This is a genomic window from Novosphingobium sp. BL-A-28-Hi1-0D, from assembly GCF_055521755.1.
In genome coordinates this window covers 3345713-3360320 of record NZ_CM145502.1, presented here as the reverse complement: position 1 = coordinate 3360320, position 14608 = coordinate 3345713, and the positions used below count along the sequence as shown (strand labels likewise).

The 14608-nt window shown below is 64.5% G+C and carries 11 protein-coding genes; 8 read left to right on the top strand and 3 right to left on the bottom strand.

The features are described 5' to 3' along the window. Positions 1–165 precede the first annotated feature (165 nt). The 5 genes from ACZ1JW_RS16170 (at position 166) to ACZ1JW_RS16150 (ending at position 7772) form a co-directional block, all read left to right on the top strand. Complete coding sequence (locus ACZ1JW_RS16170) at positions 166–1551, top strand: TIGR03013 family XrtA/PEP-CTERM system glycosyltransferase (protein ID WP_465125727.1); 1386 nt, start codon at positions 166–168, stop codon at positions 1549–1551. Between the two features lie 13 nt (positions 1552–1564). Continuing rightward, a complete protein-coding gene (prsK, locus tag ACZ1JW_RS16165) occupies positions 1565–3700 on the top strand; it encodes an XrtA/PEP-CTERM system histidine kinase PrsK (RefSeq protein ID WP_465141317.1) in 2136 nt (711 codons plus the stop codon). Then, on the top strand, positions 3700–5076 hold the full coding sequence (gene prsR / locus ACZ1JW_RS16160; protein WP_465126362.1) for a PEP-CTERM-box response regulator transcription factor: 1377 nt from the start codon (positions 3700–3702) through the stop codon (positions 5074–5076). The genes prsK and prsR overlap by 1 nt, the downstream gene beginning before the upstream one ends. Next, positions 5042–6637 (top strand): tetratricopeptide repeat protein, encoded by a 1596-nt coding sequence (locus ACZ1JW_RS16155; protein WP_465141316.1) that lies wholly within the window; start codon positions 5042–5044, stop codon positions 6635–6637. Before prsR ends, ACZ1JW_RS16155 begins: the two co-directional genes overlap by 35 nt. Before the next feature lie 73 nt (positions 6638–6710). Further along, positions 6711–7772 (top strand): CaiB/BaiF CoA transferase family protein, encoded by a 1062-nt coding sequence (locus tag ACZ1JW_RS16150; protein ID WP_465141315.1) that lies wholly within the window; start codon positions 6711–6713, stop codon positions 7770–7772. A gap of 75 nt (positions 7773–7847) precedes the next feature. Here ACZ1JW_RS16150 and ACZ1JW_RS16145 read toward each other — a convergent pair whose 3' ends face one another. Together ACZ1JW_RS16145 and panB are read right to left on the bottom strand one after the other, a co-directional pair. Continuing rightward, a complete protein-coding gene (locus tag ACZ1JW_RS16145) occupies positions 7848–8915 on the bottom strand; it encodes a DUF475 domain-containing protein (protein ID WP_465141314.1) in 1068 nt (355 codons plus the stop codon). A gap of 31 nt (positions 8916–8946) precedes the next feature. Continuing rightward, positions 8947–9816 (bottom strand): 3-methyl-2-oxobutanoate hydroxymethyltransferase, encoded by an 870-nt coding sequence (gene panB, locus ACZ1JW_RS16140; RefSeq protein WP_465141313.1) that lies wholly within the window; start codon positions 9814–9816, stop codon positions 8947–8949. A gap of 204 nt (positions 9817–10020) precedes the next feature. Between panB and ACZ1JW_RS16135 the strand changes: the two genes are divergently transcribed. Then, on the top strand, positions 10021–11541 hold the full coding sequence (locus ACZ1JW_RS16135) for an amino acid permease (protein ID WP_465125733.1): 1521 nt from the start codon (positions 10021–10023) through the stop codon (positions 11539–11541). 109 nt (positions 11542–11650) lie between these two features. On the opposite strand, the gene ACZ1JW_RS16130 is transcribed toward ACZ1JW_RS16135, so the two are convergent. Next, the gene (locus ACZ1JW_RS16130; RefSeq protein WP_465125734.1) at positions 11651–12133 is read right to left on the bottom strand and encodes a pyridoxamine 5'-phosphate oxidase family protein; all 483 of its coding nucleotides are present in this window, start codon (positions 12131–12133) and stop codon (positions 11651–11653) included. Between the two features lie 160 nt (positions 12134–12293). Between ACZ1JW_RS16130 and ACZ1JW_RS16125 the strand changes: the two genes are divergently transcribed. Then, positions 12294–13067 carry a hypothetical protein gene (locus tag ACZ1JW_RS16125; protein WP_465141312.1) on the top strand — a complete coding sequence of 258 codons (774 nt, stop codon included), beginning with the start codon at positions 12294–12296 and terminating at the stop codon, positions 13065–13067. Further along, the gene (locus ACZ1JW_RS16120; protein WP_465141311.1) at positions 12958–14553 is read left to right on the top strand and encodes a DUF6504 family protein; all 1596 of its coding nucleotides are present in this window, start codon (positions 12958–12960) and stop codon (positions 14551–14553) included. The genes ACZ1JW_RS16125 and ACZ1JW_RS16120 overlap by 110 nt, the downstream gene beginning before the upstream one ends. Positions 14554–14608: the final 55 nt, after the last annotated feature.

Below are 14608 nucleotides of genomic sequence, written 5' to 3'. Positions count from 1 at the left end.
ACATCGTTTCATCGCATTTTTTGTCAGGTATCTGAAAAATAATGATTTTATTGGCCGGGCTCGCCGATGGGCGGGTGTCAGGGTAACCGACGCTTTACCCTTTGCGATGTAAGAAAGGCGCGAAGGAGCCAATTCCGTGCTCCGATAGGTACTTGCGCCGGACCGATGATCCGCCTGTTCAAACACTATATCCCGCATTCGGTCCTGTTGTTGGGCCTGCTGGATTTCGCCCTGCTGATCGGGGCTGGCGAGATCGGCTGGCAATTTCGCGCGCATCAGATCGGCATAGATCCGGGCGTGGTGCCGATGCGCGCAACGCCGCTGTTGCTGTTTGCGGTGCTGGTGCAGATGGCAATGATCGCGGTCGGGGTCTATGGCTCTGATGCGCTGCGCTCGATGCGCTATGCTACCGCGCGGCTGCTGGTGGCGGTGAGCCTGGGCATCATCGCGCTTTCGGTGGTCTATTTCATGCTGCCCGGCCGGACGCTGTGGCGCTCCAACCTGTTCTACGCGATGTTCCTCGCGATGGCGTTTCTCGTGGCGATCCGGCTGCTGCTGGGCGGGCTGCTGGGAACTTCGGCATTCCGCCGCCGTGTGCTGGTGCTGGGCGCAGGGGCGCGGGCAGAGCGTTTGCGGCAATTGGGCGACAGGCCCGAAGCGGGCTTTGCCATTGTCGGCTATATCGGCATGAGCAGCGCCGCGCCCGTCGTCGTCGAAGCAATCCACCGCGATGCGATCAACAACCTTACCCGCTACGTCGAGAACCTTGGCGTGAGCGAAGTGGTGTTGGCGCTGGAGGAACGGCGCAATGCCCTGCCGCTCAAGGACCTGCTGCGGATCAAGACCACCGGCGTCCACGTCAACGACTTCTCGACCTTCATGGAGCGTGAGACGGGGCGGGTCGATCTCGACACGGTCAACCCCAGCTGGCTGATCTTTTCGGACGGATTCTCCTCCGGCCGTGCATTGTCGAGTGCGGCGAAGCGCATCTTCGACATCGCCGCCAGCCTGCTCCTGCTCAGCCTGACACTGCCGGTGATCGTGCTGTTCGCATTGCTGGTGAAGCTCGACAGCAAAGGCCCTGCGTTCTTCCGCCAGACCCGCGTCGGCCTCTATGGCCAGCCGTTCAATGTGATCAAGCTGCGCTCTATGCGCACCGATGCCGAGGTGAACGGCGCGCAGTTCGCGCAGGAAAACGATCCGCGCGTGACGCGCATCGGCCGCTTCATCCGCAAGGTGCGGATCGACGAACTGCCCCAGACCTGGAGCGTGCTCAAGGGCGAGATGAGCTTCGTCGGCCCTCGCCCTGAACGTCCAGAGTTCGTGGCGGAACTGGAAGAGCAGCTGCCTTACTACGCCGAGCGCCACATGGTGAAGCCGGGTATCACCGGCTGGGCGCAGATCAATTACCCCTATGGTGCCTCGCTGGCGGATTCGCGGCACAAGCTTGAATACGATCTCTATTACGCCAAGAACTACACGCCCTTCCTCGATCTGCTGATCCTCCTCCAGACCCTGCGCGTCGTGCTGTGGCACGAAGGCGCGCGGTAAGGAGGGCGTCGCGATGCCAAGTCCCCTTACGTGGCCAGGCTTCGGGCAGTGGGCCTTTCTGGCCGCCGCCTTCGCTTTTCTGCTGCTGACCGGCTGGCGCTGGGAACGGCGGCGGAGCGACCGCAACGGTTCGGCCCGCGCCGAAATCGCGGCATTCACGTTGACCGCCGCATGGGCGCTGATCATCGCCGGGACCGGGCATGAAACGCTGGTCGGCCAATTGTTCGAGACCCTGCGCAGCCTCGCCTGGCTGAGCGTCGCTTTCGTCCTGTTCTCGCGCGATGGGCGGCATACCAGCGTTGCGCCGATCCGTCCGGTCCTTGCGGCGCTGGTCTTCGTGGAGATGCTGCAGTTTCTGCTGCTGATCATGAACCTGCGTTACGATGGCAACGCGGTCGCGCAGGGGATGATCTTCCAGATTTCGGTGCTGTTCCGCCTGCTGGTGGCAACGGGCGCGCTGGTGCTGGTGCACAACCTCTATGCTGGCGCCATGGCGCAGCAGCGCATTGCCCTGCGCTGGACCTGCATCGCGCTGGCGACGGTCTGGGGCTATGACCTCAATCTCTACACCATCGCCTATCTTTCCCACAGCCTGCCGGTCGAGCTGGAAGCCCTGCGCGGGGTCGCGCAGATCGGTGTGGCCTGCCTCCTGACCATCGGTGCGGTGCGCGGACGCTCTGCGCTGCGCTTCTCGCCTTCGCGCGCGGTGGCGTTCCAGTCGCTGTCGCTGCTGGTGATCGGGGCCTACATGATCCTGATGGTCGGCGCGGCGCAGTCGCTGGCCTGGCTTGGCGGCAACGCGAGTCAGCTGGCGCAACTGGGCTTCGTCTTCGTGACCACGGTACTGGTCGTCGCCATCCTGCCTTCGGGACGTGTGCGCGGCTGGCTCAAGGTCATGCTGGCCAAGCATTTCTTCCAGCACCGCTATGACTATCGTGCCGAATGGCTGCGCTTCACCCGCACCATAGGTCGAGCCAGCACCAACGCACCTTCGCTCCATGAACGCGTGGTGCAGGCCGTTGCCGACATCACCGACAGCGCGGCGGGCCTGCTGCTGACGCAGGCCGAAGGGGGCGAGATGGTGCTCGCTGCGCGCTGGCAATGGCCCACTGCCGACGTTCCGGCCGAGGCACTGTCGCCTGAGAACGTCGCGTTCTTCGAGAAGCGCGGCTTCATCGTCGATCTCGACGAGCTGCGCTCCGGCGTCGATCATCAAGGCGAGCGCAAGGCTGTGCCGGACTGGCTCATCGACGAGCATTCGGCATGGGCGCTCGTGCCTCTGCTGCATTATGACCGGCTGGTCGGGCTTGTCGTGCTGGGACGCCCGCCCGTCGCGCGCAAGCTGGACTGGGAGGACTTCGATCTGCTGCGCGTGGTCGGCATGCAACTGGCGAGTTACCTTGCCGAGCATGCCGGGCAAAGCGCGCTGCTCGAGGCGAGCCGGTTCGACGAGTTCAACCGCCGCATGGCCTTTGTCATGCATGACATCAAGAACCTCGCCAGCCAGCTGAGCCTGCTCTCGCGCAATGCCGAGAAGCATGCGGAGAACCCGGCGTTCCGGGCCGACATGTTGATCACGCTGCGCAACTCTGCCGACAAGCTGAACGCATTGCTCGCACGCCTCTCGCGCTATGGCGGATCGGGTGGAGAGCGCGTCGAGGACATCGATGCAAGCGAAGTGATCCGCACGGTTGCCGCGCGGTACAATGCGCCGGGACTGACGCAGGTCCACGTGACCCATGATGCGCCGTGCCATGTGTTGGCGAGCCGCGAGCTGCTTGAACAGGTCGTGCTTCATCTGGTGCAGAACGCGATTGATGCCAGCCCCGAAGGCATGGCGGTGTTCCTCCAGGCCAATGTCGACGGGCTATACGGCGCGATCGAGGTGATCGATACCGGCTGCGGGATGAGCGCGGAGTTCATCCGCAACCGCCTGTTCAAGCCGTTCGTATCGACCAAGCCCGGCGGCTTCGGCATCGGTGCGTTCGAAGCGCGCGAGATGGTCCGCTCGATGCGAGGGAAGCTTGAAGTCGAGAGCCGTGAAGGGTTGGGCAGCCGGTTCACCGTGCGCCTGCCGCTGGCAGCGGCGCAGGGCCTGATCGAATCCATGCAGGGAGACAGCAACTCCCTGGGCAAGAAGGTGGCATGATGAGCGAGTTGAAATCCGGCCAGCGGCCCGTGCTGTTGATCGTCGAGGACGATCCCGGCCTGCAGGCGCAGCTCAAGTGGGCCTACGAGGACTTCGAGGTCGTGATCGCCGGAGACCGCGCGAGCGCGCTGACGCTGCTGCGCTCCGAAGAGCCGGCGGTGGTGACGCTCGACCTCGGACTGCCGCCTGATCCCGATGGCACGACCGAGGGATTTGCCGTGCTCGATGAAATCATGGCGCTGCGGCCGCAGACGAAGGTGATCGTCGCGAGCGGTCACGGCGCGCGCGAATCCGCGCTAAAGGCGATCGAGAAGGGCGCTTACGACTTCTACCAGAAGCCCGTCGACATCGATGCGCTGGGCCTGATCGTACGGCGCGCGCTGCATCTGTCTCAGATCGAGGCGGAGAACCGCTCGCTCGCCACGCGCGCTTCGTCGGACAACAAGGTGCTCGGCCGGATGGTCACCGCCGCGCCCGAGATGATCAAGGTCGCCCGCACCATCGAGCGCGTGGCCAACACCAACGTCTCGGTCATGCTGCTCGGCGCGAGTGGCACCGGCAAGGAACTGCTGGCGCGCGGCCTCCACGATTGCTCCAGCCGTGCATGCGGCTCGTTCGTGGCGATCAACTGCGCCGCTATCCCCGAGAATCTCCTCGAAAGCGAGCTGTTCGGGCACGAGAAGGGCGCGTTTACCGGCGCGGTCAAGACGACCGAGGGCAAGATCGAACTGGCCAGCGGCGGCACGCTGTTCCTGGACGAAGTGGGCGACATTCCGCTGCAATTGCAGGTCAAGCTGCTGCGCTTCCTGCAGGAGCGCACGATCGAGCGCATCGGCGGGCGCCGCTCCATCGAGGTCGACACGCGCATCGTATGTGCCACGCACCAGAACCTTGAGGCGATGATCACCGACGGACGGTTCCGCGAGGACCTCTACTATCGCCTTGCCGAAATCGTCGTGAAGATCCCCGGGCTGGCCGAGCGTCCCGGCGACGCCACGCTGCTCGCCAAGACGTTTCTGATGCGCTTTGCCAAAGAGATGAACCCCTCGGTCAAGGGCTTCGCTCCCGATGCGCTGGCGGCCATCGACGGGTGGAACTGGCCGGGCAACGTACGCGAACTGGAGAACCGGGTGAAGCGCGCGGTGATCATGGCTGATGGCAAGCTGGTCAGTGCGGCCGACCTCGACTTGCCGACCAGCAGTGGCGAGGAAAGCTCGCCGCTCAACCTCAAGACCGCGCGCGAAGTTACCGACCGCAAGGTGATCCGCCATGCGCTGGCCCGCAGCGAGGGCAATATCTCAAGCACCGCCCGCCTGCTCGGCATCAGCAGGCCTACGCTCTATGACCTGCTCAAGCAGTACGATCTCCATAACTAGGCTCCTTGCTGCGGCGCTGGCCGCGCTGGCGCTTGCAGGTCCGGTGCGCGGAGACGTGCCGCGTGATTTGCTGGCCAAGGCGCGGACCGCGTTGTCCAAGCGCGACGGGATCGCCGCCGAGGCCCCCTTGCGCGCAGCTATGCGGCAAGGCGCTTCGGCAGACGACGTGCGCGCGGAACTGGGTGAGGCGCTGTTGCTGCAAGGGGACCGGCGCGAAGCGCGCGAGGTGCTCTACGGTGGCGATTTCCGTCCGGACAGCGCAGCACACGGATGGCAGTTGCGCGGACGGATCGAACTGATCGAGGGACAACTGGCAGCGGCGGGGCAGGCATTCGACCAGTCCTTCCGCCTTTCGCCTGACAACGCCTCGCTCTGGGTCGACATCGCTCGCTTGCGCTTCAGCGGTGGCGAGCAGGCGCAGGCCATCGAGGCGGCCGAGCGCGCGGTGAAGCTGAACCCCAAGGACCCGCGCGCGCTTGAACTGCGTGGACTTCTGGTGCGCGAGCAGTTCGGTCTTCAGGCCGCGCTGCCATGGTTCGAGGCAGGCTTGCGCGTCGCGCCTGATGACGTCGGCCTGCTTGGTGAATATGCCGCCACGCTGGGCGACATGGGCCATTACCGGGCGATGCTGGTGGTGTGCCGCAAGCTGGCCAAGGTCGATCCCGGCAATGTGCGGGCGCTCTACCTCCAGGCCGTGCTGGCGGCGCGGGCGGGGCAGACCAACATTGCCCGCAAGATACTGCTCCAGACGGGAACAGCACTGCGGGATATGCCCGCTGCGATATTGCTCAACGGTATTCTCGAATATCGCGCGGGCAATGCGAACCTCGCCGTTGGGCACTTCGACCGGTTGCTGCGCATTCAGCCCGACAACCTTCAGGCGCGCATGCTGATGGTCCGCGCGCTTGAACGGCAGGCGCTGCATGCGCAGGCGGCAGACATGGCCGATGCCTGGGCAAGGCAGGCCTTTGCGCCGCCGTACCTGCTTTCGCTTGCGGGGGATGCCCACGCAGGCCTGAAGCAGAAGACAGAAGCCACGGCTTATCGCCAGCGCGCCCGGATTGTCGGGATGCGCAATGCCGTGCCCGTCGCACCGGGCCAGCCGCTCGCGGTGCTTGCGCTGGCCTATGGCGATGCGCCGAACTTTGCCGCCAATGCCGTGCCGTACATTCGCGGACTGATCGCGGCGGGGCAAACTGGCCAAGCCGTAGCCGTCGCTGACCGGTTGCGGCTGGCCAATCCCGGTGCTGCCGAGGCTTGGTTGCTGGCGGGTGATACAAGGCTGATGGCGGGCGACCGGCTTGGTGCGCTGGATCAATATGGTCGCGCCGCGCTGATCCGCTTCAACCTGCCGACGCTGCAGCGAATCGACAACGTCCTGCGGCTCGTCGGGAAAAGCGCCGAAGCGAACTCCGTTGTCGCACGGTACCTGCGCCAGAATCCCGGCAACCCTCAGGGATTGAAGCTGCTGGCTTCCGGGCGAGCGTCGTCGGGCGACATTGAAGGTGCACGCCGCATTGAAGCGGTTCTGGCGGCACGCGCCCTTCGCAATCCGACATGAACTCGTCCCTCGACACATCGCTCCGCGCCGCTTAATCGGGTTTCAACCGAACGATTAAACTGCGGAGGATGTGATGGCAGGTGCGCTCGAAGGGTTGACCGTACTCGAATTTGCCGGGATCGGCCCTGGACCGTTCGCGTGCATGATGCTGGCCGATCATGGCGCGCGCGTGATCCGTATCGACCGTCCGGTGAAGGGCGACCGCGTTGGCGACAGCGGCAACCGCGACATCCTCAACCGCAATCGCGAACGCATCGAACTCGATCTCAAGGACTCAGGCGCCATCGCGAAGATTCGCGAAATGGTTAAGGACGCCGATGCCATCGTCGAAGGCTATCGCCCCGGCGTGATGGAGCGCCTCGGCCTCGGGCCGGACGTGCTGCTCAGGGACAACCCCCGGCTCGTGTTCGGACGCATGACGGGATGGGGACAGGAGGGGCCAATGGCGCCACTCGCAGGCCATGACATCAACTACATTGCCTTGGCGGGTGCGCTGCACAGCTTCGGGCAGGCCGGTGGCAAGCCGCAGTTCCCGGTCAATCTCGTCGGCGATTTCGGCGGTGGCGGGATGCTCATGGCGTTCGGCGTGATGGCGGCTGTGTTCTCCGCACAGCGCACCGGCAAGGGCCAGGTCGTCGATTGCGCGATGGTCGATGGCGCGGCGATCCTGTCGGCGATGACCTACACGTTCCTCGGCAACGGCCGCTGGAAGGACGAGCGCGGCGTCAACCTGCTCGACGGAGGGGCGCACTTCTATGACACTTACGAGACCAGCGACGGCAAGTATGTTTCGATCGGCTCTATCGAACCGCAGTTCTATGCGCTGCTGCTGGAAAAGATCGGTCTCAAGGACGATCCCGCGTTTGCCCCTCAGATGGACCCGCGCGTCTGGCCGCAGCTCAAGGAGCGCCTGACCGCGCTGTTCCTGACCAAGACCCGCGACGAATGGTGCGCAATCATGGACGGCACTGACATCTGCTTCGCGCCTGTGCTCAGTCTGCGCGAGGCACCGAAGCATCCGCATAACGTGGAGCGTGGCACATTCGTCGAGGACGACGGCATGGTCATGCCCGCACCTGCACCGCGCTTCCTCGGCACGCCTGCGCCGAAGCCGTCATTGGCCGGGAAGGGCTGAAAGCACTCCCCGCCCGCTCGCCCTGAGCCTGTCGAAGGGCGGTGGCTCAGCGCGAGCGGGAGTGGGTATTGCGGATCAGTCGGCGCGAACAGCGGCGTCCAGCTCTGCATCAGGATACTTGCGCTTGTGGCGGATCGACCACCACAGCGACAAGCCGATGAGGACAGCGCCGATCAGGCCGGTGACGGTTTCGGGAATGTGGAACTTTGCCGAGAGCAGCATGATCGCGGCAAGAGCAATGATCGCCCAGAACGCGCCATGCTCAAGGTAGCGGTATTCCGACAGCGTACCCTTCTGCACCAGCATGATCGTCATCGAACGCACGAACATCGCACCGATCGACAGGCCGAGTGCGATGATTACCATGTTGTTCGACAGCGCAAAGGCCCCGATCACGCCGTCAAAGCTGAACGATGCGTCGAGCACGTTGAGGTAGAGGAACCCGCCGAGGCCTGAGCGCACCACTAGTCCCGCAGCCTTCTGTGCCTCGTCCCGCATCTCGAGGATCGTGCCCAGTGCTTCGACGCCGATGAACGTGACAAGGCCGAGCACGCCTGCGACGAGGAAGGTCATACCTTCATCCTCGGGTAGCAGGTAGGTCATGCCGTAGAGCGCCAGCAGCAGCAGTGCGATTTCGGCGGCCTTGATGTTGGAGACGACGGCAAGCTTCTCCTCGATCCACTTGATCCAGTGGACCTCCTTTTCGCCGTCAAAGAAGAACGACAGGCCGACCATGGCAAGGAACGCGCCGCCGAACCCGGCAATACCCACGTGCGCGCTGCTGACGATTTCCTCATAGCGCTTCGGATCGTTCAATGAGAGTTGCAACGCCTCCACCGGTCCAAGACCCGCCGCAATCGCGACAATGGCCAGCGGAAACACGATGCGCATGCCGAACACGGCGATGACCATGCCCCAGGTCAGAAAGCGCTTTTGCCAAACCTCATCCATGTCCTCGAGCACGGCGGCGTTGACCACCGCGTTGTCGAAGGAGAGCGAAACTTCGAGGATCGAGAGCACGAATACGATCCACACCAGCGACATCGTGCCGCTGGCCGTGCCGGTCTGCATCCAACCATAGGCGACAGCCATGGCCAGGCAGGCCAGCGTGAAAAGGATCGAACCCTTGTAGAAGCGGAGCAAACGGAATTCCCCTGTTGTGCGATCTGGCCCGTTACTTGGGCTGATAGGTCTGTTCAATACCGGGGAACGCACGAGAGCGCACTTCGTCGGCATAGCGTGCGGCAGCACCGGAAATGGTCTCGGCGATGTTCTCGTAGATCTTCACGAAGCGCGGCACGCGTTCGAACATGCCGAGCATGTCTTCGGTGACCAGCACCTGCCCGTCGCACTGGGCGGACGCACCGATGCCAATGGTCGGGCAGGGCACGGCCTGCGTGATGGCAATGGCGATGGGTTCGACCACGCCTTCGATCACGATGGCAAAGGCCCCGGCATCGGCCAGAGCCTTGGCATCGCCGACGATCTTGGCCGCTTCCGCCTCGCTGCGCCCACGGGCGTTATAGCCGCCGAGCACATTGACCGCCTGCGGTGTCAGGCCGACATGGCCCATCACCGGAATGCCGCGCGCCGTCAGGAACGCAACGGTCTCGGCCATGGCTTCGCCGCCTTCCAGCTTCACCGCCGCACAGCCGGTTTCCTTGAGCAGTCGCGATGCACTTTCGAAGGCGGCTTGGGGCGAGGCTTCGTAGGAGCCGAACGGCATGTCGACCACGACGGCGGCGTGATAGGACCCGCGCACCACCGCCGCGCCATGCGCTGCCATCATGTCGAGCGTGACCGGCACCGATGAAGGCAGGCCATAGATCACCTGTCCCAGCGAATCCCCGACCAGCAGCAGATCGCAATGGGCATCGAGCAACTGCGCCTGCCGCGCGGTATAGGCGGTGAGCATCACCACCGGCTCCTTCGTCACGCCGTCCTTCTTGCGCTGGCGGATCGCAGGGATCGTCAGTCGCTTCATCGGTGCGGGCGTGGGGTTGGCGCGGCTGGTTGCGGTGTCGAGCTGGAAGGTCGTTGACATCGTTGCGCATCCTTTGAGGCGGGCAGTCGCTTCTAGTCGCTTGTCGGAAACCCGCAAGGTGGCCAGATATTTGGCGCATCTTTGATGCAAGTCTGGGGAAAAATGGCTTGCGCGCAAGACTGTTCCCGCTAGCTTCGCCGCCATTACCTGGTTTCCGGCGCAACCGTTTCGGTTTCAGATGCCGGTCCAAGGCGGGAGAAATTCATGTTCGGTCGCGTCAAACCGCTCGACGCCATTCTTGCTACTGCAGAAAAGAAATCACTGCATCGCTCGCTGGGCGCCTTCCAGCTTACCATGCTTGGCGTTGGTGCCGTCATCGGCACCGGGATCTTCGTGCTGACGGCGGAAGCCGCGCAGAAGGCTGGTCCCGGCATGATGATCAGCTTCATCATCGCAGGCTTCGTCTGCGCCGTAGCGGCGCTGTGTTACGCCGAAATGGCATCGATGGTGCCGGTTTCGGGCTCTGCCTATACCTACAGCTATGCCGTGATGGGCGAACTGATCGCGTGGATGGTCGGCTGGGCGCTCATTCTCGAATATGCCGTGGCGGCAGGGGCGGTCAGCGTCGGCTGGTCGGGCTATGTCGTCGGCCTGATCGAGAACGCCTTCCACATAGACATACCCGACCTTCTGGTCCGTGGGCCCTATGATGGTGGCGTGGTGAACCTGCCGGCGATGCTGATCGCAGGGCTCGTCACCTGGCTGCTGGTGATCGGCACCAAGGAAAGCGCCTCGGTCAACGCGGTGCTGGTGGCGATCAAGGTTTCGGCGCTTACCCTGTTCATCATTCTCGCCGTGCCGGTGATGAAGATGGAGAACTTCGAGCCCTTTGCACCGCTCGGCTTCGGCGGAATCGGTGCGGCTGCTGCTTCGATCTTCTTTGCCTATGTCGGGTTCGACGCTGTCTCCACCGCGGCAGAGGAGACGAAGAATCCGCAACGAAACATGCCGATCGGCTTGATCGGCAGCCTCGCGATCTGCACCGTGTTCTATCTTCTCGTTGCAGCGGGCGTGATCGGTTCAGTCGGCGCGCAGCCTGTGCTCGATGCCAAGGGTCTTGGCATGGAGCCAGGCAGCCGTGAACTGGCCGCACAGTGCCTTGCCATGGGCGATCAGGCAGTCGTCTGCTCGAAGGAAGCGCTGGCGTGGACGCTGCGTGAAATCGGCTGGCCCAAGATCGGCAACCTGATCGGCCTTGCCGCCGGTCTTGCCTTGCCATCGGTCATCCTGATGATGATGTTCGGCCAGACCCGCATCTTCTTCGTGATGAGCCGTGACGGCCTGCTGCCGGCTTCGTTCTCGAAGATCCACCCGCGCTACAACACGCCCCACGTGATCACGATCCTCACCGGGATTTTCGTGGCGCTGTTCGCGGCGTTCTTCCCGGTCGGGCTGCTGGCCAACATCTCCAACTCGGGCACGCTGTTCGCCTTTGCTGCCGTGTCGATCGCGGTGCTGGTGATCCGCCGCCGCGAACCGGGCCGTCATCGCCCGTTCCGCACTCCGGCGATCTACCTGACCTCGCCGCTGGCTTTCGCGGGCTGCCTCTACCTGTTCTACAAGCTCGACGTGAAGAGCCAGATGCTGTTCGTGGCGTGGGCTGCTGTCGGTCTGGTGGTCTATTATGCCTACAGTCGCAGCCGCAGCCATGTGGGCCGTGGTTCGGTTGAAGTGCACGAGGCCGACGCCGATGCACCGCCGCAGCCGGTGCCGCCGATCAACTGATCGCGCACCTCCGCAAGAGAACAAGGGCCGCTCTTCCGGGGCGGCCCTTTTCTGTGGCCCTCTCCCGCAGGCGGGAGGGGTTGGGGGAGGGTATGTTACCTCTCCAGCATCAGAGCTTGGTTTCGGTAAATCCACCCTTCACATCGTTGGTCACGTCCATGCCGAGCGCCATCTTGGCGGTGCCGATGACACCCAGGTCACCTGCCCAGATCGAGGCATCGCCAAGGTCCATGCGCAGGAACAGAAGGTTCGGCGAATCCGGCCCGCCGGGAAACCATGCCTCGACGAAGTTGTTCCAGTGCTCTTCCAGCACAGCCCGGTCGGTTTCCTCGACCAGCACGCCATGGAAGCGGGCGAAGACATCGTGCCCCTTGGACGAGAACGTGGCGGTCGCGCCGCCCATCCTGGCAAAGCGGTTGTCGCGGCTGGTGAAGAACCAGATCGCGCCGTTGGCGTCTTTATCGAGCTGCGCGGTCATCGGTGCTGCCGAATCCGGATCGTCGTCCAACTGGAGCATCACGTAGGGCGACGAGGACATCGCCTTCCAGAATTTTTCACGCAGCTCTTCGGGATTGCCCTGATCATACTTCATGGGGGATTTTCCTTTTCCGGTCTGGGGTTGCCTGATGAACGGGAAGGAGCATCGGAGGTTCCCCCCAGGCTTTTCCCCAAGGCTGTGCACAAAGGGGAAATGCAGCACGGATTGCGCGTTCCGCAAAATAGAACATAATAAGAACAAAGGAACGAATCGCATGATCGAAAACGCCTCCATCCGCGATCCCGTCGCGCTCACACCAGGTCTGGTCAGAGGCATCGGCGCCACGGCCCGCACTCCGCGCTGGCAACCCGACATGGCGCTCGACTGCCTCCATGCCGAACTGTTCGCCCCGGCGCGCGATGCCTCGGGAGCAGGCATGGCGCTTGCGCTGGCACGTGATGCGCTTGGGCTACGCAAGCCTGCGCAGGAGCCTGACCGTCGCCCGTTCCTGTGGGTGCAGGACAAGGCGGCGCTGCGTCTTTCAGGCAGGCCCTATCTGCCGGGCCTGCCTGCAGACCTGCGCCACCGCCTGATCCACGTTGCCGCCACCACGCCCGAGGATGCCCTGTTCGCGCTGGAAGAAGGCCTGCGCTGCCGCGACCTTGCCTTCGTGATCGGCGAACTTGGCGGCAACCCGCGCGCGCTCGATTTCACCGCCTCGCGCCGCCTCAGCCTTGCAGCGGAGAGGCACGGTGTGCCGCTGTGGCTGGTGCGGCTCGATGCCCGGCGCGATCTCGGCGCGGCGCGGATGCGCTGGGAGGTGGGCGCAGCGCCTTCGCCCCGTCCGCGCTGGAACGCGCACGCTCCGGGCCAAGCCACCTGGCGCGCCGACCTGTTCCGCGCCCATACCTTCCACCCCGGACAATGGACTCTGCGCGATGACGATGCTCTCCTCGTCGCCGAACCTGCTGCCTCCCAAAGTTCCTCAGCGCCGGATCATGGCGATCTGGTGCACGGAACTGGCGATCGATCGCTGGCGGCTGGCTGAAGGGCTGGCGTGCGGGGAGGGGGCTGACGCTGCACCGCTTGCCCTGATCGAAGATACCGCGCACGGCCCGCGCATCGCAGCCGTGAACGCTGCCGCGCGTGTCGCAGGGGCTGCGCCGTCTATGCGCCTTGCCGATGCGCGCACGCTCTGCCCTGCGCTTGCCGTGCGCCCGGCTGATGCGGCGGGCGATCTTGCCTTTCTCGAAAGCCTGGCCCTGTGGGCGCAGCGCTGGGGGCCATGGAGCGCGCTCGATCCGCCCGACGGCCTGCTCGTCGACGTGACTGGCGTTACCCATCTGTTCGGCGGCGAAGCTGCACTGGTCGGCGATGCGCTGCACCTGCTGGAAAGGCGCGGCCTTGCCGCCCGCGCCGCGCTCGCGCCCACTGCAGGCGCGGCGTGGGCGCTGGCCCATTTCGGCGCGCAAGCCGCGATCCTCCCGCCAGAGGCCGATCCCCGCACGCATCTCGCCGATCTTCCGATTGCTGCGCTGCGTCTCGATGCCGATGTGGTCTTGCTGCTGCGCCGCCTCGGCCTCAAGCGGCTGGGCCAGATTCAGGGCCTGACGCGCGAGAACCTTGCCCGCCGCTTCCGCAATACCCGCTCCGCTGCCGCCAATCCGCTGCTCCGCCTCGACCAGCTCTTCGGCCTGCGCCCCGAACCGCTGCTGCCGGTCGTCGGCGTGCCCGCGCCGCTCGTCCAAAGACGCCTGATGGAGCCGATCCGCCACCGCACCCTGCTAGATCAGGTCGTGGCCGATCTCGCCTCAGACATGGCGCGCCTGCTCGAAGGGGTGGGGCAGGGCGCGCGCCGCCTCGAACTCGGGATGTGGAAGGTCGATGGCGAAGTGCTGGTCCGCCGCCTTGAGATGGCGGCCGCATCACGCGATCCGGCGCATGTCTGCCGCCTCTTTGCCGCGCGGCTTGACGATCTCGATGCGGGCTTCGGAATCGAACTCGTCCGCCTGCGCGCATCGTGGACCGAGCCGCTGCTGCTGGCGCAAGCCGATCTCGATGCCGCTGCCGAACGCCACGGCACCAGCCTTGCCGCCTGCATGGACCGCCTGACCGTACGCCTGGGGCCTGATGCCGTGCGCCGCCCGGTTGCTCACGCCAGCCACCTGCCCGAACGCGCCCAGCGCTGGCAGCCACCGCTGGCCGATCTTCCTTCTTCACAGGAAGAATTGCGTTTCCATCACAGGCCTCTGAAACTGCTTGATAAACCCGAGCCCGTTTCGGTCATCTACGAAACGCCTGACGGTCTTCCCCGGCAGTTTCAATGGCGCGGCCAGTTGCACAAGGTCGCCCGCGCCGAAGGGCCCGAGCGCATTGCTCCCGAATGGTGGCGCGAACGCTCGACCGTGCGCTTGCGCGATTATTACAGGATCGAGGACGAGACCGGCCGCCGCTACTGGATCTACCGCCACGGCGTGATCGGCGATGGCCGCGGCGGAGCCCCCGAATGGTTCATTCAGGGGCTCTTTGCATGACAGACCTGTCCACAGGTTCGGGCTGGCATATTGCCGAAAAGAACATATAAAGAAC

Excerpts from the sequence above, each read along its gene's own strand:
- prsR (WP_465126362.1), top strand. The coding sequence starts at position 3,700 with ATGAGCGAGTTGAAATCCGGCCAGCGGCCCGTGCTGTTGATCGTCGAG.
- prsK (WP_465141317.1), top strand. The coding sequence starts at position 1,565 with ATGCCAAGTCCCCTTACGTGGCCAGGCTTCGGGCAGTGGGCCTTTCTG.
- ACZ1JW_RS16135 (WP_465125733.1), top strand. The coding sequence starts at position 10,021 with ATGTTCGGTCGCGTCAAACCGCTCGACGCCATTCTTGCTACTGCAGAA.
- ACZ1JW_RS16130 (WP_465125734.1), bottom strand. The coding sequence starts at position 12,133 with ATGAAGTATGATCAGGGCAATCCCGAAGAGCTGCGTGAAAAATTCTGG.
- ACZ1JW_RS16155 (WP_465141316.1), top strand. The coding sequence starts at position 5,042 with ATGACCTGCTCAAGCAGTACGATCTCCATAACTAGGCTCCTTGCTGCG.
- ACZ1JW_RS16150 (WP_465141315.1), top strand. The coding sequence starts at position 6,711 with ATGGCAGGTGCGCTCGAAGGGTTGACCGTACTCGAATTTGCCGGGATC.
- ACZ1JW_RS16120 (WP_465141311.1), top strand. The coding sequence starts at position 12,958 with ATGACGATGCTCTCCTCGTCGCCGAACCTGCTGCCTCCCAAAGTTCCT.
- ACZ1JW_RS16170 (WP_465125727.1), top strand. The coding sequence starts at position 166 with ATGATCCGCCTGTTCAAACACTATATCCCGCATTCGGTCCTGTTGTTG.
- ACZ1JW_RS16125 (WP_465141312.1), top strand. The coding sequence starts at position 12,294 with ATGATCGAAAACGCCTCCATCCGCGATCCCGTCGCGCTCACACCAGGT.
- panB (WP_465141313.1), bottom strand. The coding sequence starts at position 9,816 with ATGTCAACGACCTTCCAGCTCGACACCGCAACCAGCCGCGCCAACCCC.